This window comes from Kitasatospora sp. NPDC058184, assembly GCF_042883725.1.
Classification (GTDB): Bacteria; Actinomycetota; Actinomycetes; order Streptomycetales; family Streptomycetaceae; genus Kitasatospora.
The window spans coordinates 262,620-283,036 of the sequence record NZ_JBHVVE010000009.1; the positions used below are offsets into that span (position 1 = coordinate 262,620).

The 20,417-nt window shown below is 74.6% G+C and carries 23 protein-coding genes; 15 read left to right on the forward strand and 8 right to left on the reverse strand.

Annotated features, from left to right (window positions below; genetic code table 11):
* The first annotated feature begins 29 nt into the window (after nucleotides 1-29).
* From ACFVXH_RS19460 to hypE, 13 genes are all read left to right on the forward strand, one after another.
* On the forward strand, nucleotides 30-1,817 hold the full coding sequence (locus tag ACFVXH_RS19460; RefSeq protein ID WP_049652594.1) for a nickel-dependent hydrogenase large subunit: 1,788 nt from the start codon (nucleotides 30-32) through the stop codon (nucleotides 1,815-1,817).
* Nucleotides 1,814-2,287, forward strand: coding sequence for a thioredoxin (locus tag ACFVXH_RS19465; protein ID WP_387825357.1), 474 nt, complete (start codon nucleotides 1,814-1,816; stop codon nucleotides 2,285-2,287). Before ACFVXH_RS19460 ends, ACFVXH_RS19465 begins: the two co-directional genes overlap by 4 nt.
* Nucleotides 2,284-2,931 carry a DUF5947 family protein gene (locus tag ACFVXH_RS19470; RefSeq protein WP_387825360.1) on the forward strand — a complete coding sequence of 216 codons (648 nt, stop codon included), beginning with the start codon at nucleotides 2,284-2,286 and terminating at the stop codon, nucleotides 2,929-2,931. Before ACFVXH_RS19465 ends, ACFVXH_RS19470 begins: the two co-directional genes overlap by 4 nt.
* The gene (locus ACFVXH_RS19475; protein WP_387825363.1) at nucleotides 2,928-3,572 is read left to right on the forward strand and encodes a DUF6084 family protein; all 645 of its coding nucleotides are present in this window, start codon (nucleotides 2,928-2,930) and stop codon (nucleotides 3,570-3,572) included. The genes ACFVXH_RS19470 and ACFVXH_RS19475 overlap by 4 nt, the downstream gene beginning before the upstream one ends.
* Nucleotides 3,569-4,996, forward strand: a complete 1,428-nt coding sequence (locus ACFVXH_RS19480) for a hypothetical protein (RefSeq protein ID WP_387825366.1) — start codon at nucleotides 3,569-3,571, stop codon at nucleotides 4,994-4,996. The genes ACFVXH_RS19475 and ACFVXH_RS19480 overlap by 4 nt, the downstream gene beginning before the upstream one ends.
* Nucleotides 4,993-5,514 carry a hydrogenase maturation protease gene (locus ACFVXH_RS19485; protein WP_117485856.1) on the forward strand — a complete coding sequence of 174 codons (522 nt, stop codon included), beginning with the start codon at nucleotides 4,993-4,995 and terminating at the stop codon, nucleotides 5,512-5,514. Before ACFVXH_RS19480 ends, ACFVXH_RS19485 begins: the two co-directional genes overlap by 4 nt.
* On the forward strand, nucleotides 5,508-5,612 hold the full coding sequence (locus tag ACFVXH_RS19490; protein ID WP_375873132.1) for a DUF6893 family small protein: 105 nt from the start codon (nucleotides 5,508-5,510) through the stop codon (nucleotides 5,610-5,612). Before ACFVXH_RS19485 ends, ACFVXH_RS19490 begins: the two co-directional genes overlap by 7 nt.
* 116 nt (nucleotides 5,613-5,728) lie before the next feature.
* Nucleotides 5,729-6,085 carry a hydrogenase maturation nickel metallochaperone HypA gene (gene hypA / locus ACFVXH_RS19495; RefSeq protein ID WP_049652583.1) on the forward strand — a complete coding sequence of 119 codons (357 nt, stop codon included), beginning with the start codon at nucleotides 5,729-5,731 and terminating at the stop codon, nucleotides 6,083-6,085.
* Nucleotides 6,086-6,116: 31 nt separating this feature from the next.
* The gene (gene hypB, locus ACFVXH_RS19500; RefSeq protein WP_387825370.1) at nucleotides 6,117-6,908 is read left to right on the forward strand and encodes a hydrogenase nickel incorporation protein HypB; all 792 of its coding nucleotides are present in this window, start codon (nucleotides 6,117-6,119) and stop codon (nucleotides 6,906-6,908) included.
* A complete protein-coding gene (gene hypF / locus ACFVXH_RS19505) occupies nucleotides 6,905-9,253 on the forward strand; it encodes a carbamoyltransferase HypF (protein ID WP_387825373.1) in 2,349 nt (782 codons plus the stop codon). The genes hypB and hypF overlap by 4 nt, the downstream gene beginning before the upstream one ends.
* A gap of 6 nt (nucleotides 9,254-9,259) precedes the next feature.
* Nucleotides 9,260-9,565, forward strand: coding sequence for a HypC/HybG/HupF family hydrogenase formation chaperone (locus ACFVXH_RS19510; RefSeq protein ID WP_049652580.1), 306 nt, complete (start codon nucleotides 9,260-9,262; stop codon nucleotides 9,563-9,565).
* Nucleotides 9,562-10,731, forward strand: a complete 1,170-nt coding sequence (hypD, locus tag ACFVXH_RS19515; RefSeq protein WP_387825376.1) for a hydrogenase formation protein HypD — start codon at nucleotides 9,562-9,564, stop codon at nucleotides 10,729-10,731. Before ACFVXH_RS19510 ends, hypD begins: the two co-directional genes overlap by 4 nt.
* A gap of 7 nt (nucleotides 10,732-10,738) precedes the next feature.
* Entirely contained in the window at nucleotides 10,739-11,836 is a 1,098-nt protein-coding gene (hypE, locus tag ACFVXH_RS19520; RefSeq protein ID WP_387825651.1) for a hydrogenase expression/formation protein HypE, read from the forward strand.
* 66 nt (nucleotides 11,837-11,902) lie between these two features.
* Here hypE and ACFVXH_RS19525 read toward each other — a convergent pair whose 3' ends face one another.
* From ACFVXH_RS19525 to ACFVXH_RS19560, 8 genes are all read right to left on the reverse strand, one after another.
* On the reverse strand, nucleotides 11,903-12,724 hold the full coding sequence (locus ACFVXH_RS19525; protein ID WP_387825379.1) for a hypothetical protein: 822 nt from the start codon (nucleotides 12,722-12,724) through the stop codon (nucleotides 11,903-11,905).
* A 96-nt stretch (nucleotides 12,725-12,820) separates the two neighbouring features.
* The gene (locus tag ACFVXH_RS19530; protein ID WP_049652574.1) at nucleotides 12,821-13,123 is read right to left on the reverse strand and encodes a hypothetical protein; all 303 of its coding nucleotides are present in this window, start codon (nucleotides 13,121-13,123) and stop codon (nucleotides 12,821-12,823) included.
* Between the two features lie 124 nt (nucleotides 13,124-13,247).
* Entirely contained in the window at nucleotides 13,248-14,198 is a 951-nt protein-coding gene (locus tag ACFVXH_RS19535) for an SDR family NAD(P)-dependent oxidoreductase (protein WP_380745649.1), read from the reverse strand.
* Between the two features lie 124 nt (nucleotides 14,199-14,322).
* Nucleotides 14,323-14,811 (reverse strand): hypothetical protein, encoded by a 489-nt coding sequence (locus ACFVXH_RS19540; RefSeq protein WP_387825383.1) that lies wholly within the window; start codon nucleotides 14,809-14,811, stop codon nucleotides 14,323-14,325.
* 154 nt (nucleotides 14,812-14,965) lie between these two features.
* A complete protein-coding gene (locus tag ACFVXH_RS19545) occupies nucleotides 14,966-15,691 on the reverse strand; it encodes a prolyl oligopeptidase family serine peptidase (protein ID WP_387825386.1) in 726 nt (241 codons plus the stop codon).
* A 91-nt stretch (nucleotides 15,692-15,782) separates the two neighbouring features.
* Entirely contained in the window at nucleotides 15,783-16,394 is a 612-nt protein-coding gene (locus tag ACFVXH_RS19550; protein WP_049649109.1) for a hypothetical protein, read from the reverse strand.
* Between the two features lie 142 nt (nucleotides 16,395-16,536).
* Nucleotides 16,537-17,235 carry a response regulator gene (locus tag ACFVXH_RS19555; protein WP_387825389.1) on the reverse strand — a complete coding sequence of 233 codons (699 nt, stop codon included), beginning with the start codon at nucleotides 17,233-17,235 and terminating at the stop codon, nucleotides 16,537-16,539.
* Nucleotides 17,232-18,500, reverse strand: a complete 1,269-nt coding sequence (locus ACFVXH_RS19560; RefSeq protein ID WP_387825392.1) for a sensor histidine kinase — start codon at nucleotides 18,498-18,500, stop codon at nucleotides 17,232-17,234. The genes ACFVXH_RS19555 and ACFVXH_RS19560 overlap by 4 nt, the downstream gene beginning before the upstream one ends.
* 164 nt (nucleotides 18,501-18,664) lie before the next feature.
* Between ACFVXH_RS19560 and ACFVXH_RS19565 the strand changes: the two genes are divergently transcribed.
* Together ACFVXH_RS19565 and ACFVXH_RS19570 are read left to right on the forward strand one after the other, a co-directional pair.
* On the forward strand, nucleotides 18,665-19,609 hold the full coding sequence (locus ACFVXH_RS19565) for an ABC transporter ATP-binding protein (protein WP_387825395.1): 945 nt from the start codon (nucleotides 18,665-18,667) through the stop codon (nucleotides 19,607-19,609).
* Nucleotides 19,606-20,388, forward strand: coding sequence for a hypothetical protein (locus ACFVXH_RS19570; protein WP_380744695.1), 783 nt, complete (start codon nucleotides 19,606-19,608; stop codon nucleotides 20,386-20,388). Before ACFVXH_RS19565 ends, ACFVXH_RS19570 begins: the two co-directional genes overlap by 4 nt.
* Nucleotides 20,389-20,417 lie beyond the last annotated feature (29 nt).

A 20,417-nucleotide genomic window follows, 5' to 3' on the forward strand; every position in this document is an offset into this window, starting at 1 on the left:
CTCCCAGAGACAAGGACACGACAGACACGATGGCAACACCGACCACCAGGGCGGCCGGCGACGGCAGCGGCCTGACCGAGATGTCCTGGGACCCGATCACCCGGATCGTGGGCAGCCTGGGCATCCACACGAAGATCGACTTCAAGCAGAAGCGGGTCGCGGAGTGTTACAGCACCTCCTCGGTCTTCCGCGGCTACAGCGTCTTCATGCGCGGCAAGGACCCGCGCGACGCCCACTTCATCACCAGCCGGATCTGCGGGATCTGCGGCGACAACCACGCCACCTGCTCCGTCTACACGCAGAACATGGCGTACGGGGTGAAGCCCCCGCACCTGGGGGAGTGGATCATCAACCTCGGTGAGGCCGCCGAGTACATGTTCGACCACAACATCTTCCAGGAGAACCTGGTCGGGGTCGACTACTGCGAGCGGATGGTCCGCGAGACCAACCCCGGCGTGCTGGAGCTCGCCGAGCGCACCGAGGCCCCGCACGCCGGCGACCACGGCTACAAGACGATCGCCGACATCATGCGCTCGCTCAACCCGATCGAGGGCGAGTTCTACCGCGAGGCGCTCCAGGTCAGCCGGTACACCCGGGAGATGTTCTGCCTGATGGAGGGCCGCCACGTGCACCCCTCCACGCTCTACCCGGGCGGCGTCGGCACCGTCGCGACGGTGCAGCTGTTCACCGACTACCTGACCCGGCTGATGCGCTACGTCGAGTTCATGAAGAAGGTCGTGCCGCTGCACGACGACCTCTTCGACTTCTTCTACCAGGCCCTGCCCGGCTACGAGGAGGTCGGCCGGCGTCGGGTCCTGCTCGGCTGCTGGGGCAGCCTCAACGACCCGGACCACTGCGACTTCACGTACCGCAACATGACGGACTGGGGCCGGCGGATGTTCGTCACCCCCGGTGTCGTGGTGGACGGCAAGCTCGTCACCAACGACCTCACCGAGATCAACCTCGGCATCCGCATCCTGCTCGGCAGCTCCTACTACGAGGACTGGCAGGGCAAGGAGCTGTTCGTCACCCACGACCCGCTCGGCAACCCCGTCGACCCCCGGCACCCCTGGAACCAGCACACCATCCCGCAGCCGCAGAAGCGCAACTTCGACGACAAGTACAGCTGGGTGATGTCCCCGCGCTGGTTCGACGGCAAGGACCACCTCGCCCTCGACACCGGCGGCGGCCCGATCGCCCGGCTGTGGTCCACCGCGCTGTCCGGGCTGGTCGACATCGGCTACGTCAAGGCCACCGGCCACAGCGTGCAGATCAACCTGCCCCGCTCGATGACCAAGCCCGAGGTCACCTTCGAGTGGAAGATTCCGCAGTGGAGCAACGCCATCGAGCGCAACCGCGCCCGCACCTACTTCCAGGCGTACGCGGCCGCCGCCGCCCTGCACTTCGCCGAGAAGGCGCTCGACGAGGTCCGCGCCGGGCGTAGCCAGACCTGGGAGCGCTTCGAGGTGCCGGACGAGTCGATCGGCTGCGGCTTCACCGAGGCCGTGCGCGGCGTGCTCTCGCACCACATGGTGATCCGCGACGGCAAGATCGCCAACTACCACCCGTACCCGCCCACCCCGTGGAACGCCAGCGTCCGGGACAGCTACGGCACGCCCGGCCCGTACGAGGACGCGGTGCAGAACACCCCGATCTTCGAGGAGAACCCGCCGGACACCTTCAAGGGCATCGACATCATGCGCGCGGTCCGCAGCTTCGACCCCTGTCTGCCCTGCGGCGTGCACATGTACGTCGGCGGCGGGCGCACCGTGCAGACCATGCACGTGCCCACCGGCCTGAGCGGGCTCACCGCATGACGGCCGAGCAGACCGGGCTGCGGATCCAGCAGGCCCTGGACACGCTGGCCGACAGCGGCTCCGCCGCCGAGCGGGCCGGTGAGCAACTGGTCCGCGACCTCATGGAGTTCTACGGCCAGGGCCTGGCCCGGCTGGTGCCGGCACTGCCCCCGCCCGCCCTGGACCGGATGCTGGACGACCCGGTCGTGGCCGGGCTGCTGCTCCTGCACGACCTGCACCCCGAGGACCTCCCCGCCCGGATCGAGCGGGCGCTCGCGGCCCTGCCCGAGCGGGTCGAGGCGGCCGGCTTCGACCCGGCCACCGGCGTCCTGCGGCTGCGCCGCACGGCCACCGGCTGCGGCTGCGGCGAACAGGAGGCGCAGGCCGTCCTCGCCTGCCACGCGCCCGAGGTGACGGCCGTGGAACTGGAACGCGCCCCGCAGCTGCTCCAGATCGGCACCCGCCCGCCGCAGCCCGCGGAGGCGCGATGAACACCCGCCGGATCTCCCGCGACGGGACCGCCCTGCTGCACCGGCTGCGCGAACCGGCGCCGCCGCGCCCCGAGCAGTGCGCCTTCTGCGGTCGGGACCTGCCCGGCGGCCACCGCCACCTGGTGGACGTCGAGGATCGCGCCCTGGCCTGCGCCTGCACCGCCTGCGGCCTGCTGTTCCAGCAGCCGGGCGCGGCCGACGGCCGCTACCGCACCGTGCCGGACCGCTACCTCGCCGACCCGGAACGGGAGTTGGACCAGCAGGCCTGGTCGGTGCTGGGCATCCCGGTGGGCACCGCCTTCCTGTTCCGCAGCACCGTGATGGACCAGCTGCTGGCCTTCTACCCCGGCCCGGCCGGCGCCACCGAGAGCGAACTGGACGAGCAGGCCTGGCAGCGCGCCCTCGGCGGCAGCCGACTGGCCGCCGCCCTGGAACCCGACGTGGAGGCGCTGCTGGTGCGCCGCACCGAGGAGCGCGTGGCGTGCTTCCTGGTGCCGATCGACATCTGCTACGAGCTGGTCGGCCGGCTGCGGCGGTGCTGGCACGGCTTCGACGGCGGCGCCGAGGCGCGGGCCGAACTCGACGCGTTCTTCGCGCGCCTGGCCGACCGGGCCCGCCCGCTGCCCGCGGAGGTGACGGCGTGACGGCGCTCGGCTTCGCCTGCACCGGCGTGCGGTCCGACCCGTACGCGGCCGGGCCGACCCTGGTCTTCCGGCTGCGGATCACGGCCCCGGCCGACACCCGGGTGCACGCCCTCGCCCTCCAGGTCCAGCTGCGGATCGAACCGGTCCGCCGGCCGTACGGCGAGGCCGAGGGCGGGCGGCTGGCCGACCTGTTCGGCGGACGGGAGCGCTGGGCGACCACGCTCAACCCGATCCAGTTCGCCACCGTGCCGCTGCTCGTCCCCGGCTTCACCGGCGAGACCGAGATCGACCTCGCGGTGCCGTGCACCTACGACCAGGACGTCGCCTCGGCCCGCTACTTCCGGGCACTGGACGGCGGCGAGGTGCCGCTGCTGCTGCTCTTCTCCGGCACCGCCTTCGCCGGCCCCGGCGGCTTCCAGGTCAGCCCGGTGCCCTGGGACCGGGAGGCCCGGGTGCGGATGCCGGTGCGGGTCTGGCGGGAGGCGATCGACCGGCACTTCCCCGGCAGCGGCTGGCTGCGGCTGCCGGAGGACGTCATGGCCGAGCTGCTGGCCTACCGCTCGCGGCGGGCCCTGCCCTCCTGGGAGGCGACGGTGCGCGAGCTGCTCACGGCCGCGGCGATCGGGGAGGGGGCCCGGTGAGCGGCCTCCCGGAGCGGATCGAACGCGGCTTCGCGGCCGCCCGGCAGATCGCCGACGCGGTACTGCTGGAGGGCTACGTCCTCTACCCGTACCGCGCCTCGGCGGCCAAGAACCGGCTGCGCTGGCAGTTCGGCGTCCTGGTGCCGCCCGAGTACACCGCGCAGGGCGGCGAGCACTCCCACCAGCGCACCGAGTGCCTGATGGAGGCGCGCGACGGGGACCGGCTGGCGGTCGAGCTGCGCTTCCTACGGGTCCAGCGGCGCACCGTCGAACAGGCCACCGCCGCCGGCTTCGAGTCCGTGGAACGGCTGGAGCTGGCCGACCGGGACCTCGTCGAATGGGACGAGGGCGTCGAGGAGCGGATCGAACTCCTGGTGCCAGTCGAGGAGTTGGCCGGCGAGGGGGTGCAGCGGCCGTTCCGGCTGCCGGGCGTCGGCGAGACCGGGCTGGTGCACGAGCGGGACGCCGTCGTCGGCCGGGTGATACGGCGCCGCGAGCAGGTCGACGGCCTGCTCTGGCTGCGGGCCGAGGAGCTGCCCGGCCCGTACCGGGCGCAGCGGCTGACCGTGGAGGTGGAGAACAGCTCCGCCTGGCGGCCGTCCCGGCACGCCACCCGCGACCAGGCGCTGCCGCGCTCGCTGGTCTCCGCGCACCTGCTGCTCGGGCTGGAGCACGGCCGCTTCCTGTCCGTCACCGACCCGCCCGAGTGGGCCCGCCCGGCCGTCGAGCGGTGCCGCAACGAGCGTACCTGGCCGGTGCTGGCCGGACCGGAGGGCGAGCGCGGGGTGGTGCTGTCCTCGCCGATCATCCTGGAGGACCACCCGCGGATCGCCCCGGAGAGCCTCGGCACCCTGTACGACGCCACCGAGATCGACGAGATCCTGGCGCTGCGGACGGCGGCCCTGACCGAGGAGGAGAAACGCGAGGCCCGGGGCACCGACGACCGGGCCGGCGCGGTGATCGACCTGGCCGAGTCCATGCCGCCGGAGGTGCTGGACCGGCTGCACGGCGCGATCCGCGGGCTGCGCGAGGCCACCGGCAGCACCGCCCTCGGCCGTCCCGAGCAGCCCTGGTGGGACCCGGGCGACGACCCCGGGGTCGACCCCGAGCGGGACCGGGTGCTGGTCGACGGCCACCAGGTGGGCGCCGGCAGCCGGGTGCTGCTGCGGCCCGGACGGCGGCGCACCGACGCCCAGGACCTCTTCCTGGACGGGCGGACCGGCATCGTGGAGGCGGTGCTGCACGACCTCGACGGCTCGGTGCACCTGGCCGTCACGGTGGAGGACGACCCGGGCGCCGACCTGTGGCGGGCCCAGGGGCGCTTCCGCTACTTCCAGCCCGACGAGGTCACGCCGATGGACGGGACCGCCCCGGTGGACGGGAGCGCTGCGCTGGACGGAGCCGCTCCGGTGGAGGGGCCATGACGGACCGCACGGTGCTGGTCGCCGGGGTGGGCAACATCTTCCTCGGCGACGACGGCTTCGGGGTCGAGACCGTACGGCGGCTGTCCGCCCACCCGCTGCCGGCGGGCGTCGAGGTGGTCGACGTCGGCGTGCGCGGCGTCGACCTGGCCTACCGGCTGCTCGACGGCCACCGCACCGCCGTCCTGGTGGACGCCGTCCACCGGGGCGGGGCGCCCGGGACCCTCTACCTGATCGAGGCGGCCGCCGAACAGCCGCCGGAACCGCCCGCCCTCGACGGGCACCGGATGGGGCCCGACGCCGTACTGGCCCTGCTCGCCACGCTCGCCGCCGGCACCGGCGGCGAGCCGCCCGAACGCGTCCTGGTGGTCGGCTGCGAGCCGGCCTCGCTGGAGGAGGGCATCGGGCTCAGCGAGCCCGTCGCCGCCGCCGTGGCGGAGGCGGTGCGAATGGTCCTGCGGGTCGTGGACGAGGCCGCGCAGCCGGAGAAGCAGCCGGAGAAGGAGACAACACCATGCTGAGGAAACTGTTCTGCGCGGCCCTGCTGGCCGGGATCGGCGCACTGGTCTGGCAGAACCTGCCGGACCTCAAGCGGTACGTGCGCATCTCCCGGATGTGAGGCGCGCACTGCTGCGAACGGCGCAGCCCCGCGGACGGTGGCGGCGCGGCTGCGGGCCGCCGCCGCCACCGAGCCCTGTAATGGGGCGCGTTGCCGCCCGCTCCGGGAAGGGACCCATGCACGAGATGTCGATCGCCGAAGCCGTCGTCGAGCAGGTGGACACGGCCGCGCGCGAACACGGGGCCCCCGGGGTGGCACGGGTGCGGCTGCGGGTCGGCGAGCTGGCCGGCGTGGTGCCCGAGGCCCTCGACTTCTGCTTCGAACTCGCCTGCGCCGGAACGCTGGTGGCGGGCGCGGCGCTGGACACCGAGTCCGTCGCGGCCCGGGCCCGCTGCGCCCCCTGCGCGGTCGAGTGGGCGGTCGGCATGCCGCCGGACCTCGGCTGCCCGAGCTGCTCCGGCGGTGGCGGCGTGGAGCTGCTGTCCGGCCGCGAGCTGCAGATCCTCGACGTCGAGTGGGCCCGGGAACGCTGACGTCCGGGCCGAACCAGAAAGGCTGATGCCGATGTGCCGCACGGTCGACCTCCGTCAGGCGGTCCTCGCCCGCAACGACGACAGCGCCCGCGGACTGCGGGCGGCGCTGGCCGCGCGGGGGACGGTCGCGGTGAACCTGCTGTCCAGCCCCGGCAGCGGCAAGACCGCGCTGCTGGAGGCCGAGTTGGGGCTCGCCCGGCGACGCGGGGTGCCCGTCGCCGCGCTGACCGCCGACCTCGCCACCGAGAACGACGCGCGCCGGCTGGCCCGCTCGGGCGCCCCGGTGAAGCAGGTGCTCACCGACGGGCTCTGCCACCTGGAGGCGCGGATGCTCGCCGGGCACCTGGACGGTTGGCTGCCGGACGACTGCCGGCTGCTGTTCGTGGAGAACGTCGGCAACCTGGTCTGCCCGGCCTCCTACGATCTCGGCGAGACGCTGCGGGTGGTGCTGGCCTCGGTGACCGAGGGCGAGGACAAGCCGCTCAAGTACCCGACGGCCTTCGGGCTGGCCAACCTGGTGCTGGTGACGAAGACGGACCTCGCGGCGGCGGCCGAGTTCGACGAGGCGGCGTTCCTGGCCAACGTCCAGCGGGTCAACCCCGGGGTGGAGGTGCTGAACACCTCGGCCCGGACGGGCGAGGGCGTCGGGGCGCTGCTGGACCGGGCGCTCGGCGTCCTGGACGGGGCGCGGCCGCACCGGCCGGTGATGGCCGCGGCGGCGCCGCACGACCACGGGCACTCTCACGACCACGACCATGGGCACTCTCAGGATCACGACCACGGCCACGACCACGGCCACACCGCCGTGGGGGAGCACGCGTGACGGCCGCCCACCCCGGGCTCGACCGCGAGCGGCGGCGGGTCGCCGTCCGCGGCCTGGTACAGGGGGTCGGCTTCCGGCCGTTCGTCCACACCCTGGCCGGTGAACTCGGACTGGCCGGCACCGTCACCAACACCGGCGAGGGCGTCCTGGTCGAGGTCGAGGGCAGCCCGGACGCGCTGGACGCCTTCTGCCGGCGGGTGGCCGGCGACGCGCCGCCGCTCGCCCAGGTGCACGCGGTGGAGCACGCGCCGCTCGCCGCCACCGGCGCCACCGGCTTCCGCATCGTCCCCTCCCGCCCCGACGGCGCCCGCGCCACCCTGATCCCGCCCGACACCGCCGTCTGCGCCGACTGCCTGGCCGAACTCGCCGACCCGGCCGACCGCCGCCACCGGCACCCGTTCATCAGCTGCACCAACTGCGGCCCCCGGCACACCATCGTCACCGGCCTGCCGTACGACCGGGCCAACACCACCATGGCCGGCTTCCCGCTGTGCCCGGACTGCGCCCGCGAGTACGCGGACCCCGCCGACCGCCGGTTCCACGCCCAACCCGTCGCCTGCCACGCCTGCGGGCCCCGGCTCGCGCTGACCGTGCCCGGACGCCCCGACCTCGGCGGGGAGCAGGCCCTGGCGGAGGCCCGGCGGCTGCTGGCCGACGGCGCGGTCCTCGCCGTCAAGGGCATCGGCGGGTACCACCTCGCCTGCGACGCGCGCGACGCCGCGGCCGTCGCCCTGCTGCGCCGGCGCAAGCGGCGCGGCCGCAAGCCCTTCGCCGTGATGGCCCGCGACCTCGCCACCGTCGAGGGCCTGCTGCCCGTCGTCCCGGTCGAGCGGGAACTGCTCGCCGGGCCGGTCCGGCCGATCGTCCTGCTGCGCCGCACCGGCCTGCCGGTGCCCGAGGGCGTGGCCCCGGGCAGCCCCGACCTCGGGGTGATGCTCCCGTACACGCCGCTGCACCACCTGCTGCTCGCCGCCCCCGGGCCGGACCTGCTGGTGATGACCAGCGCCAACCTCTCCGGCGAGCCGATCGTCACCGAGGACCGGGAGGCGCTGGAGCGGCTCGCCCCGCTGGTCGACGGCTGGCTCGGCCACGACCGGCCGATCCACGTGCCCTGCGAGGACTCGGTGGTGCGGGTGGTGGACGGCGAGCAGCTGCCGCTGCGCCGCTCGCGCGGGTACGCGCCGCTGCCGATCCCGCTGCCGGTGCCCGTGCGCCCGGCGCTGGCGGTCGGTGGCGACCTGAAGAACACCTTCGCGCTGGCCCGGGACGGCTACGCCTGGCTGTCCGGCCACATCGGCGACATGGACGACCTGGCCACCCTGCGGGCCTTCGACCGGGCGGTCGAGCAGCTCGGCACGGTCAGCGGCGTACGGCCCGAACTGCTGGTCGCCGACCGGCACCCCGGCTACCGCTCGCTCCGGCACGCCGAACGGACCGCCGCCGGTCGGCCGGTGCACCGGGTCCAGCACCACCACGCCCACATCGCCGCGGTGATGGCCGAGCACGGACTGGACGGCAGCCGCCCGGTGCTCGGGGTGGCCTTCGACGGCACGGGCTACGGCGCGGACGGCGCGGTCTGGGGCGGCGAGGTGCTGCTGGCCGACTACGACGGGTTCCGCCGCCTCGCCCACCTCGGGTACGTGCCGCTGCCGGGCGGGGACGCGGCCGTCGAGCGCCCGTACCGGACGGCGCTCGCCCACCTGCGCGCGGCCGGGCTGCCCTGGCTGCCGGAGCTGCCGCCGGTCCGGGCCTGCGGAGCGGCGGAACTCGGCCTGCTGGAACGGCAGTTGGAGCGGCGACTGAACTGCCTGCCGAGCTCCAGCATGGGGCGGCTGTTCGACGCGGTGTCCTCGCTCGCCGGGGTTTGCCACCGGGCCGGGTACGAGGCCCAGGCGGCGATCGAACTGGAGGCGGCGGCCTGCGGGTTCGGCCGCGCTGACGGCCCCGGGGCCGGGTCGGCGGCGCGGGCGGACGACGGCTACGCGTTCGGGTTGTCGGCGCGGGCCGGCGGCTGGACCGCCGACCCCGGGCCGGTGCTGGCCGCCGTGGTGGCCGACGTGACCGCGGGCGCCCCCGCGGGCCTGGTCGCCGCCCGCTTCCACCGTGCGGTGGCCGACCTGGTCCGGCGGAGCTGCGCGGCCGTCCGGGACCGGTACGGCACCACCACGGTGGCGCTCAGCGGCGGGGTCTTCGCCAACGCACTGCTCTCCTCGGCCTGCGCGAGCGGCCTCGGGGAGGACGGATTCACGGTACTGCGGCACCGCCGGGTGCCGCCCAACGACGGTGGTCTGGCGCTCGGCCAGCTGATGGTGGCCGCCCGGTCGACGGCCACCCGGGAGGAGTGAGAGCGGATGTGTCTGGCTGTGCCCGGCAGGGTGACGGAGATCGGGGAGCGGGACGGGGCGAGGATGGCGGTGATGGACTTCGGCGGCGTGGTCAAGGACGTGTGCCTGGAGTACCTGCCGGACCTGGCGGTGGGGGACTACGCGATCGTCCACGTGGGCTTCGCGCTGCAGCGCCTGGACGAGGAGTCGGCCCGGCGCACCCTCGCCCTCTTCGAGGAACTCGGGCTGTTGCAGGAGGAGTTCGGCGATCCCTGGGAGGCCGCCGGGGCGGCGGCGGGCTCTGGGGCCGAGGCTGAGGAGGCCGGACGGTGAAGTACCTGGAGGAGTTCCGCAACCCCGAGCTGGCCGCCGGGCTGCTCGCCGACATCAGGGCGACGGTCACCCGGCCGTGGGCGCTGATGGAGGTCTGCGGCGGCCAGACGCACAGCATCATCCGGCACGCCATCGACCAACTCCTGCCGGAGGAGGTCGAGTTGATCCACGGGCCGGGCTGCCCGGTGTGCGTCACCCCGCTGGAGATGATCGACCGGGCCCTGGCGATCGCGGCCCGGCCGGGGGTGGTCTTCTGCTCGTTCGGGGACATGCTGCGGGTGCCCGGCACCGACCGGGACCTGTTCCGGGTCCGCGGCGAGGGCGGCGACGTCCGGGTGGTGTACTCGCCGCTGGACGCCCTGCGGATCGCCCGGGAGAACCCGGACCGGGAGGTGGTCTTCTTCGGCATCGGCTTCGAGACCACCGCCCCGCCGAACGCCATGGCCGTCCACCTGGCCAGGAAGCAGGGGCTGCGCAACTTCAGCATGCTGGTCTCGCACGTCCGGGTGCCGCCCGCGATCGAGGCGATCATGGACTCGCCGGACTGCCGGGTCCAGGGCTTCCTCGCCGCCGGGCACGTGTGCAGCGTGATGGGCACCGCCGAGTACCCGGCGCTGGCCGAACGCCACCGGGTGCCGATCGTCGTCACCGGCTTCGAACCGCTGGACATCCTGGAGGGCATCCGGCGCACCGTACGGCAGTTGGAGCGCGGCGAGCACACCGTCGACAACGCCTACCCGCGGGCCGTCCGCCCCGAGGGCAACCCGGCGGCCCGCGCCATGCTGGAGGACGTCTTCGAGGTCGCCGACCGTCCCTGGCGGGGCATCGGCGTGATCCCGCGCAGCGGGTGGCGGCTCTCCCCGCGCTACCGCGACCACGACGCCGAGTACCGCTTCGACGTCGGCGGGATCACCACCCGCGAACCCGCCGCCTGCCGCAGCGGCGAGGTGCTGCAGGGGCTGCTGAAGCCCCACCAGTGCGAGGCCTTCGGCACCGTCTGCACACCGCGCACGCCGCTCGGCGCCACGATGGTGTCCAGCGAGGGGGCGTGCGCGGCGTACTACCTGTACCGGCGGCTGGGCGTACCGGGGACGTCCGTCCGGGCCCAGGAGCCGCAGGAACGTCGGGAGCTTCAGGCGCCTCAGGAGGCGGGTCGCGTTGGCTGACACCGAACTGCTCAGCGGGCCCGGCGCCGACCCGGGCACGGACCCGGGCACCGAGCGGCCCGACTTCTCCGGCTGGAGCTGCCCGCTGCCGCTGCGCGACCACCCCCGGGTGGTGATGGGCCACGGCGGCGGCGGGGCGATGTCCGCCGAACTGGTGGAGAACCTGTTCGCGCCGGCCTTCGGCGGCCCCGTGCTCGCCGGGCTCGGCGACTCCGCGGTGCTGGAGCTGGGCGGCGCCCGGCTCGCCTTCTCCACCGACTCCTACGTGGTGCGGCCGCTGTTCTTCCCCGGCGGCTGCATCGGCGACCTCGCCGTCAACGGCACGGTCAACGACCTCGCCATGAGCGGGGCCCGGGCGGCCTACCTGTCCTGCGGCTTCATCCTGGAGGAGGGGGTGGAGATGGCCGTGGTGGACCGGGTCGCCCGGGCGCTCGGCGCCGCCGCCCGTACCGCCGGGGTCGAGATCGCCACCGGGGACACCAAGGTGGTCGAGGCCGGGCACGGGGACGGCATCTACCTGAACACCGCCGGCATCGGGCTCGTCCCGGCCGGGGTCGACATCAGGCCGCAGCGCGCCCGCCCCGGCGACGTGGTGATCGTCAGCGGGCCGATCGGGCTGCACGGGGTCGCGATCATGAGCGTCCGGGAGGGCCTGGAGTTCGGGGTCGAGGTGCGCAGCGACAGCGCGGCGCTCGGCGGCCTGGTCGAGGCGATGCTCGCGGCCACCGCCGACCTGCACGTGCTGCGCGACCCCACCCGGGGCGGCCTGGCCGCGGCGCTCAACGAGATCGCCGTCGCGGCCGGGGTGGGCGTGGTGCTCAGCGAACGGGCCGTCCCCGTCCCGGAGCCGGTGGCCAACGCCTGCGCCGTGCTGGGCCTGGACCCGATGTACATCGCCAACGAGGGCAGGCTGGTCGCCTTCGTCCCGCGGGTCTCGGCGGACGCGGTGCTCGCCGCCATGCGCGCCCACCCGCTCGGCGCGGAGGCGGTGGTGATCGGCGAGTGCGTCGCGGAGCACCCGGGAATGGTCGTCGCCCGGACCGGCTTCGGCGGCACCCGGGTGGTCGACCTGCCGATGGGCGAGCAGCTGCCGCGGATCTGCTGAGGGCCCGACCGGTTACGCCGCCGCCCCGGGAGGCGATTCCCGGGGCGGCGGCGTACGCGGTCGGGGTCAGTCCAGGAAGCGGCGCAGCGAGTCCGCCATGGCCCGGACGAAGCCCTCCCGGACCTCCTCGGCGACCAGGTCGAGGGAGAGGTAGGGGTTGAGGTCCTCCAGCTCGACCAGGAGCAGGCGCCCGTCCGGCGCGCGGCAGGCGTCCACCCGCTGGATCCCGTGGGCGAGCGTGTTCCAGTCGACGAAGCCGCGGGCGAACGCGAGGTCGGCGGCGCTCGGCTCGTACGGCTCCAGGACCCAGCGCCGGGCCGGGTCGGGCGTGTGGAGGGCGTACTGGAAGGCGTCGTCCACGAAGTAGAACGAGACCTCGTACCGGAAGTCGATCCGCGGCTGGACCAGCACCTCGCTCCACTCGACGCCGTCCAACTCCTCGCGGGTGAGGAAGCGCAGGCCTATGCTGTCGGCGCCCTCCTCGGGCTTGACCGCGTAGCGCTCGGCGGCGGGCAGCCGGTCGAGGTCCTGAGGCCGGTCGACGGTGGGGATGACCGGGTGGCCCGACGCGGTCAGGTCCAGCAGGTACCGCTTCCCGGCCATGTCGCCCCGCCCGGTCAGCGGGTTGTAGACGCGTACGCCGTCGGCCAGCGCCTGGGAACGGAACCGGGCGTACTCCTCCCGGTAGTGCAGCACCGGGCCGCTGTTGCGCACCACGACCGCGTCGAAGCGCCCCATCAGGGCCCGGGCGTCGAGCGGGTGGCACAGGGCCAGGTCGAAGTGCTCCCGCAGCCGGGAGGTGAGGAGGACGTCCTCGTCGCCGTAGCGCCGGCCGCGGGCGGGGTAGGCCAGGTCGGTCACGTACAGCAGGCTGGGCCGGTCGGGCACGGGGACTCCCTCGGTCGGTGGTGAGGGAGCGAATCTACCGGCCGACCGGAATCCCGCCGTCCCCGCCGCCTGTCGGTGCGGCGTCCGTGCGTCGGCTCAGGCCTGGAAGGTCCATTCGTTCACCAGGTCGAGGTTGCGGAACACCGGCGGCCCGTCGCACAGGGCGGCGGCCCGCGCGGCGAACTCCGAGGTCTCAGGGCGGTCGGAGTTCCGCATCGCCGCCTCGTGGGAGGGGAACTCCACGATGTTCAGGTACACGTTCTCGCCGTCGCGGTCACGGGTCTGCAGCGAGCGGGTCGCCAGCCGGTGGCCCGCGTTCTTCTCGACCCAGCTGTCGAGCAGGGCGTTGAACTCGTCGATCCGACTCGTCCGGTACTCGATGATCTGGATGAACCTCACGGGTCAACCTCCTCGGCTCCGCGCGGGGCAGCCGGCCGCCCCCTCCAGGGTCCCCCCGGCGCGTGTGCCCTGCCACCTCCTGGGATGGACGGGCACCGGGGGAGCCGCTGGGACGAAGCCGCCGCTACAGGAGGGCCAGGTCGGGCTCGACGCCGGCCGCTTCGCAGCTGGCGTCCCACAGGCGCGCGGCGAGGGCCGGATCGGTCATGTGGGCGCGGACCGGCTCCAGCTCCGGTGCGCCGCGCAGGCCGAAGGCCCTGGGCCCCCACAGCTGTCCGCCGCGCACCCGCGGGTCCAGGACGGCCCGGACGATCGGCCAGGCCCCGCGGTCCTTGCCCTGGAGCAGCAGCCCGGCGGGCGCGCCCCGCAGCCGGCTGCCGCGGGTCGCCGCGTGCACCCCCGGGCGGGCCGGGGTCAGCGAGTCCAGGGCGCCGCCGGGATGCGCCACCAGGCTGAGCACGGTGCTGCCGCGGGCGCGCAGGCGGCGGTCGAGCTCGAAGGCGAAGGACATCTGCGCCAGCTTCGACCGGCCGTAGGCGCGCTTCGGGCGGTAGTCCCGGGCCGACTGGAGGTCGTCCGGGTCCAGCCGCTCGGAGCGCGCCGCGAAGCTCCCCACAGTCACGACCCGGGCGGCGGGCGCCGCGGACAGCAGCGGCGCCAGGGCCCGGGTCAGCGCGACGTGCCCCAGGTGGTTGACCCCGAACATCAGCTCGTGGCCGTCCTTCGTCGTGCACCGCGGCGGATCGTCGAGCGCGACACCGGCGTTGTGGACCACCGCGTCGAGGCGGTCGAGTCCGAGACCGTCCGCGGCGGTCCGCACGGACGCCAGGTCGGCGAGGTCCAGCCGGAGGTGGCGCAGCCGCGCGCCGGGGACGCGGGAGCGGATCGAGGCCATGGCGGCCGAGGCCTTCGCCCCGTCCCGGCTCCCCAGCACCACGACGGCCCCGGCCCCGGCGAGCTGCTCCGCGACGAAGTAGCCGATCCCGGCGTTGCCCCCGGTGACCAGGAAGGACCTGCCGGCGGCGGAGGGCAGCCGGTGGACGTCCCACGGCGGGCTGGGGTGGGTGGAGGACATGACGGGGGCTCCTTCGGCTCGGGCGGTGCGTCGTCGGCGACGCACCGCCCGGCCAATGAACAACGCGCCACCCACAGACCGCTGATGGATCACCGTCACCACCGGCAGACCGCCGACACCGTGCCTAGTACAGGTCGGAGCTGCGAATCGTCGCCCAGCTGATGCTCCGGCCGCCGCTGGGGTTGACGAAGACGACCTTGAGGCCGCCGAGGGCGGAGACCGCGAGGCTGGCCTTCGCCAGGGAACTGGGCTTGAAGGTGTCGGCGCTCCAGCAGGGGTGGCTGTTGACGTCGTAGACGACGAAGTTCCCGTCGCCCTGCATGATCGCCTTGTAGCCGCAGCCCCAGGTCTTGGGCGCCTGCCACACGGCGTGGACGAGACTCGGGTCCTGGTAGGCCCGGTAGAGGACGAGGTTGCCGTCGTTCTGCAGGACCAGCTGGGTGTCGCCCGCCTCGATGTGGCCGCCGCGGTAGAGGATGCCGGGCTCGTCCAGGTACGCGGCGGGCGGGCCGTCGGCGTGCGCGGTCCCCGCCGACGCCACCGTCCCGACCAGGGCCAGCATGCCGGCCGCGATCCCGAGCACGGTGTGCCGCAGCTTCTTCGTCGTCTTCATGTCCCCGTGTGCCTCTCTCGTCCGTTCGCGCCCGTGAACGTGTGGGGCGCGCTCTGCGGGATCGATCGTGCGTGACGGCGGTAGACAGACGATCAACGCCCAGGTGGACCGGCGTCAGCCGAGGGCCCTGGGCGAGCGGATCCCGGCCATAGGCCTAAGCGGGCTCCACGTGGTTGTCCGCGGCGGCCGCGGTGGGGGCGGGGACCGTTCGGAGGGTGGGATCGCCGGGGCGGGACTGGGCGAGCAGCCAGTCGTAGACCTCGGGGTCGTCGTACGTCCGGGTCCAGGAGTCGTGGCCGACGCCCGGGTAGCGGGTGAACCGCACCGGGCCGCCCAGTGCGCGCAGCGCGTCGACCAGGCGCTCGGTGTGCGAGACCGGGATGACCTCGTCCTCCTCGCCGTGGAAGGTCCAGACGGGGACGGCGGTCAGGCGCGGAGCGGACTCCCGCAGCCAGGAGCCGCAGACCGGTACGGCGGCGGCGAACCGGCGCGGGTACCGGGCGGCGAGCGCCCACGAGCCGGTGCCGCCCATGCTGAGGCCGGTCACGTACCGGCGGTCCGGATCGATCCGGACCTCCCGCTCCACCTCCGCCAGGAGGGCGGCGAGGCTGCTCAGCTCCGCCACCCAGGAACTGTGGGCCGGGCACTGGGGGGCCAGCACCACGAACGGCAGCCTCGCCCCCTCGGCGATCTGCCGGACCGGGCCGTGCGCGGCCAGGACCGCCGGGTCCTCGCCGCGCTCCAGGGCGCCGTGCAGGAAGAGCAGCAGCGGCCACGGCCCGGGCCCGTCCTGGTAACCGTCCGGCAGCGACAGCAGGTACCCCAGGTCGTTGCCGTCGTCGTCGACGGCGAACCGGCGGTGCTGGAACGGTGCGGACATGGGGTTTCCTCCCGGACGCCGGGTCAGGGGCGGGGCCGCCCCCGTCACCTGTACCCGGTCGGCGCCCCGGTATCGCCCGGTGGCGGCCGCGTCAGGAGGTGGTCCGGGCGGTGCAGGTGCCGAGCTGGTCGCCGGGCCGGAGGGTGCCGTCGCCGAAGGTCTGGTTCATGACGGTGGCGAACTCGGGCAGGACGCTCATCCAGATGTCGGAGAGCGCGAGGTTGACGCGCGGCGGCAGCACGGACTGCACGTCCGGGCTGATCCGGGGCCGGGTGGGGATGTTGTACACCGGGAGGCGGGTGCCGGCGGGGTCGCTGCTGGTCTGCACGACGAACGTGCTGTCGCCGGAGAGGCTGCCTTCGAGGTTCGAGACCTGCACGTAGTGGCCGGAGGCATCGGTCAGGGTGAAGCCGCCCTTGGCCGCCGTCCGGATGTAGACGGAGTTCGCCAGGGTGACGGGGTTGCCGACGGAGGTGAGGTCGATGGTGACCGTCCCGGTGGCGTCGACGTCCCGGAAGGACGCGGCGTTGCCGCCGGGCGTCAGGGCCTTGAAGGTGATGCCGGGCTTCGCCCAGGTGAGCGTGCACTCGGCGCTGCCGGTGGCCATGTTCAGGGTGACGGGGGCGCCCGCGAAGGCGACGTGGGCGAGGGCTATGGTGCCGACGAGGCCCGCGGCGAGCGCGGCGACGGTTTTCGGGGACATCTGCGGGGACTCCTGGTGTGGCGGGTGGCTCCCCCCGGGCTCCCAGCGTTCCGGGCCCGCTGACGGGCGGCAAACCCGCTGCGCCGAGTAGCGTCATCACCCGCTGTCACGGGTGGCGGGGTCCAGGAGCCCGGGGCGGGTGTCAGGCGACCAGGGCCGCCCGGTAGGCGGTGATCACCAGGTGGACGCGGTCGCGGGCGGCGAGCTTCGCCAGCAGGTGGCCGACGTGGGTCTTGACCGTGCCGGTGCTGACGCACAGCCGCTCGGCGATCTCGGTGTTGGTGAGCCCGCGGCCGATCAGCGTGAGCACCTCCAACTCCCGTCCGGTGACGGCCTGGAGGACCCGCTGCCGCTCGCCGTCGCGGTCCGCCGACGGTTCTGCGGGGCCGGTGGAGGCGGCGGCGAACGCGCGGATCAGCCGGCGGGTGACGCTCGGGGCGAGCAGCGCCTCCCCGGCGGCGACCACCCGGATCGCGGTCAGCAGCTCCTCGGGCGGGGTGGACTTGAGCAGGAAGCCGGAGGCTCCGGCGCGCAGCGCCCCGTAGATGTACTCGTCCAGGTCGAAGGTGGTGAGCACGAGGATCCGTACGCCGCTCTCGGCGGTGATCCGCCGGGTGGCCGCCAGGCCGTCGGTGCCCGGCATCCGGATGTCCATCAGGACCACGTCCGGGTGCTCGGTGCGGGCCAGCCGGACGGCCTGCGCGCCGTCGGCGGCCTCGCCCACCACGGTGAACCCGTCGGCGGCGGCCACGATCCCGGCCAGGCCGGCCCGGACCAGCGCCTGGTCGTCGGCGACCACGACCCGGATCGGCGGGGCGGGGCGCTCCCCGGCCGTCGTCATGACGCGGCCTCGACCGCGGCCTCGGCCAGCGGCAGGACGGCCCGGACCCGGAAGCCGCCGTCCGGGCCCGGCCCGGCCTCCAGGCGGCCCCGGTACAGGCCGACCCGTTCGGCGATCCCGGCCAGGCCGTGCCCGCCGCCGCCTGTCGCGATGCCGCCCGTCGCGACGACCGGCGTGCCGCACCCGGGGTCGGTCACCTCCAGCACCAACCGGTCGTCCTCGTACGCCACGTCCACCCGGGCCGAGTCGGTGCGCGCGTGCCTGGCCACGTTGGTCAGTGCCTCCTGGACGATCCGGAACGCCGACAGCTCGACGCCGTCCGCCAGCGGCCGCACCCGGCCGCCGACCCTCAGCTCGACCCGCACCCCGGCCTCGGCGCTGCTGGCCACCAGCCGTTCCAGGTCGGCGAGTCGGGGCGCGGGGGCGAACTCGGCGCCCGCTCCACGGTCGGCGCCTTCGGCCGGGGCCCCGCGCAGGACGGTGAGCAGGCCGCGCATCTCCACCATCGCGTCCCGGCTCATCGCCTGGATGGCGTCCAGTGCCTGCTCGGCCTTCGCCGGATCCCGGCCGATCACGAAACGGCCGTACCCCGCCTGGACGTTGACCACGCTCATGCTGTGCGCGATCACGTCGTGCAGCTCCCGGGCCAGCCGGATCCGCTCCTCGGCGAGCTCCTCCGCGAGCTCGGCCCTGGCGAGGTCCAGCTGGTGACGGCGCAGCTCCGCCCCGTACGCGCGGTAGCGGGCCGCCGCGCTGCCGAGCGCCCAGGCGGTGACGACCGCCAGCGCGGCGAACACCAGGTTGTTCCACAGCTCCCGCGAGCCGAACCCGCTCAGCCCGGCGCCCACCAGCCCGAACGCCAGCGCGGCCGCGCCGACCCGCGGCGCGCCGACCGCCGCGACCAGGTAGACCGTCATCGCGGCGGCGAGCACCACCTGGAACCCGGCCAGGTTGGCGATGGTCAGCCGTCCGGCCACCGCCACGACCACCACCCAGGCGGCGAACACCACCCCGGCAGCGGCCACCGGCGCGAGCCGCCGCAGGCCCGCCGCCGCGCCGACGACGACCACGCACCCCAGCACCGCCACCAGCTCGGCCGTGGTCGGCTCGGCGTAGCCCCGGTGGTGCGGGTCGAACACCCGGTAGGCGTCCAGCACCCGCAGCCAGGTGAGCACGGTCAGGGCCAGGGAGACCGCCAGGTCGACCAGAACCCAGTGGCCCGGGCGGAGCCTTCCGGTCACCGGCGGGCGCGGGATGTCGGACATCGCCCCAGGCTAGCGGCGGCCCGCCGCCGGGGCATCGCCCCCCAGGCCTACGACCACGGGCAGAGACCGGCCCCCGTCCGATGCCGGGATTCCGCCCACGGTGGGAGGCCGGGCCCCCGGCGCGGACGGGAGCGTGGAGGCACGCCACAAGGAAAGGCAGCACGATGATCGAGGTACGCGACCTCAGCAAGCGCTACGGCGGCACCCTCGCCGTGGACGGACTCACCTTCACCGTCCACCCCGGCCGGGTCACCGGCTTCCTCGGACCGAACGGCTCCGGCAAGTCCACCACCCTGCGGATGATCCTCGGCCTGGACGCCCCGACCGCGGGGCGGGCCACCGTCAACGGCCGCCCGTACGCCTCGCTGCGCCACCCGCTGCGCGAGGTCGGCGCGCTGCTGGACGCCGGCGCCGTCCACCCCGCCCGCTCCGCCCGCCACCACCTGCTCGGCCTCGCCGTCACCAACGGCATCGGCCCCCGCCGGGTCCGCGAGGTGCTGGAACTCACCGGTCTGGCGACGGCGGCCCGGCGCCGGGCCGGGCGCTTCTCGCTCGGCATGAAGCAGCGCCTGGGCATCGCCGCCGCGCTCCTCGGCGACCCGCCCGTCCTGCTGCTCGACGAACCCGTCAACGGCCTGGACCCGGAAGGCGTCCAGTGGATCCGCACCCTCCTGCGCGACCTCGCCGCCGAAGGACGGACCGTCCTGCTCTCCTCGCACCTGATGAGCGAAACGGCCCTCACCGCCGACCACCTGGTGGTCATCGGGCGCGGACGGCTCGTCGCGGACCGCTCGACGGCCGACTTCCTCGCCGAGTACGCCCGCACCGACGTCCTGGTGCGCTGCGCCCGTCCGGCGGAGCTGGCCCGGCTGCTGCGCGCGGCCGGGGCGGCCTCCGTCGGCGAGGAGCCCGCCGGAGCGCTGGCCGTCGTCGGCCTGGAGCCGTCCGCCATCGGCGAACTGGCCGCCGGGCACGGCATCGGTGTCCACGAACTCACCGTCCGGCAGGCCTCGTTGGAGCAGGCCTTCATGGACGCCGTCGGCGGCGCGGTCGACCACCGGGCCACCTCCACGGCTTCCGCCACGACTCCCGGAAAGAGGACCGCATGAGCACCGCACCGACCACCCGGGGCGCCCTGGCCGGGGAGTGGGTCAAGCTGCGCAGCGTCCGCGCGACCCCGCTCGCGGCGGCCGTGGCCCTGGCCGCCGCGCTGTTCATCGGCCTGATCGACTACGCCAGCGCGGCCGACAACTGGGCCTCCTGGAGCGCCGAGCAACGCGAGCGCTTCGATCCGGTCCGCTACGGCTTCTCCGGCGGCTTCTACGTCGCCGTGCTGGCCGTCGGCACCCTGGGCACGCTGGCCGCCTCCAGCGAGTACACCACCGGCCAGATCCGCACCACGCTCGCGGCCGTGCCCCGGCGCGGCCAGGTGCTCGTCGCCAAAGCCCTGGTGGTCGGCGGGGTTTCGGCGCTGCTCGGGCAACTGCTCGCCTTCCTGACCTTCCTGCTCGGCCGGCGCGCCCTGAGCGGCCGGCACCTCGCTGTCCCGCTCGGCGCCCCCGGCGTGGCGCGCGCCGTGGTCGGCTGCGGCCTGTTCCTGTCCGCCTTCGCCCTGCTCGGCCTCGCGCTCGGCTTCGTCCTGCGCCACACGGCGGGCGCGGTCGCCGCCCTGTTCGGCCTGTTCTTCCTCTCCCCGATGCTGCTGGCACCGCTCGGCGACGGGGTGTCACGGTTCGGCCTGCAGAGCGTCTTCGAAGGCCTCGGCACCACGGTCGCGTCGGCGGGCGCCGACCGCCTCGGCCCGGTCGGCTGCTTCGCCGCCCTGGCCGGCTACCTCGCCGTCGCCTTCACCCTGGCCGCCCTCGGCCTGTCCCGCCGGGACGCCTGACGCCGGGGCCGGTACGGAGCGGGGGATCC

What these genes read in the sequence shown, in the direction of transcription:
- ACFVXH_RS19570 (WP_380744695.1), top strand. Translation starts at nt 19,606, where the DNA reads ATGAGCACCGCACCGACCACCCGGGGCGCCCTGGCCGGGGAGTGGGTC.
- ACFVXH_RS19565 (WP_387825395.1), top strand. Translation starts at nt 18,665, where the DNA reads ATGATCGAGGTACGCGACCTCAGCAAGCGCTACGGCGGCACCCTCGCC.
- ACFVXH_RS19490 (WP_375873132.1), top strand. Translation starts at nt 5,508, where the DNA reads ATGCTGAGGAAACTGTTCTGCGCGGCCCTGCTGGCCGGGATCGGCGCA.
- ACFVXH_RS19535 (WP_380745649.1), bottom strand. Translation starts at nt 14,198, where the DNA reads ATGTCCTCCACCCACCCCAGCCCGCCGTGGGACGTCCACCGGCTGCCC.
- ACFVXH_RS19545 (WP_387825386.1), bottom strand. Translation starts at nt 15,691, where the DNA reads ATGTCCGCACCGTTCCAGCACCGCCGGTTCGCCGTCGACGACGACGGC.
- ACFVXH_RS19465 (WP_387825357.1), top strand. Translation starts at nt 1,814, where the DNA reads ATGACGGCCGAGCAGACCGGGCTGCGGATCCAGCAGGCCCTGGACACG.
- hypB (WP_387825370.1), top strand. Translation starts at nt 6,117, where the DNA reads ATGTGCCGCACGGTCGACCTCCGTCAGGCGGTCCTCGCCCGCAACGAC.
- ACFVXH_RS19560 (WP_387825392.1), bottom strand. Translation starts at nt 18,500, where the DNA reads ATGTCCGACATCCCGCGCCCGCCGGTGACCGGAAGGCTCCGCCCGGGC.
- ACFVXH_RS19460 (WP_049652594.1), top strand. Translation starts at nt 30, where the DNA reads ATGGCAACACCGACCACCAGGGCGGCCGGCGACGGCAGCGGCCTGACC.
- ACFVXH_RS19470 (WP_387825360.1), top strand. Translation starts at nt 2,284, where the DNA reads ATGAACACCCGCCGGATCTCCCGCGACGGGACCGCCCTGCTGCACCGG.
- hypA (WP_049652583.1), top strand. Translation starts at nt 5,729, where the DNA reads ATGCACGAGATGTCGATCGCCGAAGCCGTCGTCGAGCAGGTGGACACG.
- ACFVXH_RS19485 (WP_117485856.1), top strand. Translation starts at nt 4,993, where the DNA reads ATGACGGACCGCACGGTGCTGGTCGCCGGGGTGGGCAACATCTTCCTC.
- ACFVXH_RS19540 (WP_387825383.1), bottom strand. Translation starts at nt 14,811, where the DNA reads ATGAAGACGACGAAGAAGCTGCGGCACACCGTGCTCGGGATCGCGGCC.
- ACFVXH_RS19555 (WP_387825389.1), bottom strand. Translation starts at nt 17,235, where the DNA reads ATGACGACGGCCGGGGAGCGCCCCGCCCCGCCGATCCGGGTCGTGGTC.
- ACFVXH_RS19550 (WP_049649109.1), bottom strand. Translation starts at nt 16,394, where the DNA reads ATGTCCCCGAAAACCGTCGCCGCGCTCGCCGCGGGCCTCGTCGGCACC.
- ACFVXH_RS19510 (WP_049652580.1), top strand. Translation starts at nt 9,260, where the DNA reads ATGTGTCTGGCTGTGCCCGGCAGGGTGACGGAGATCGGGGAGCGGGAC.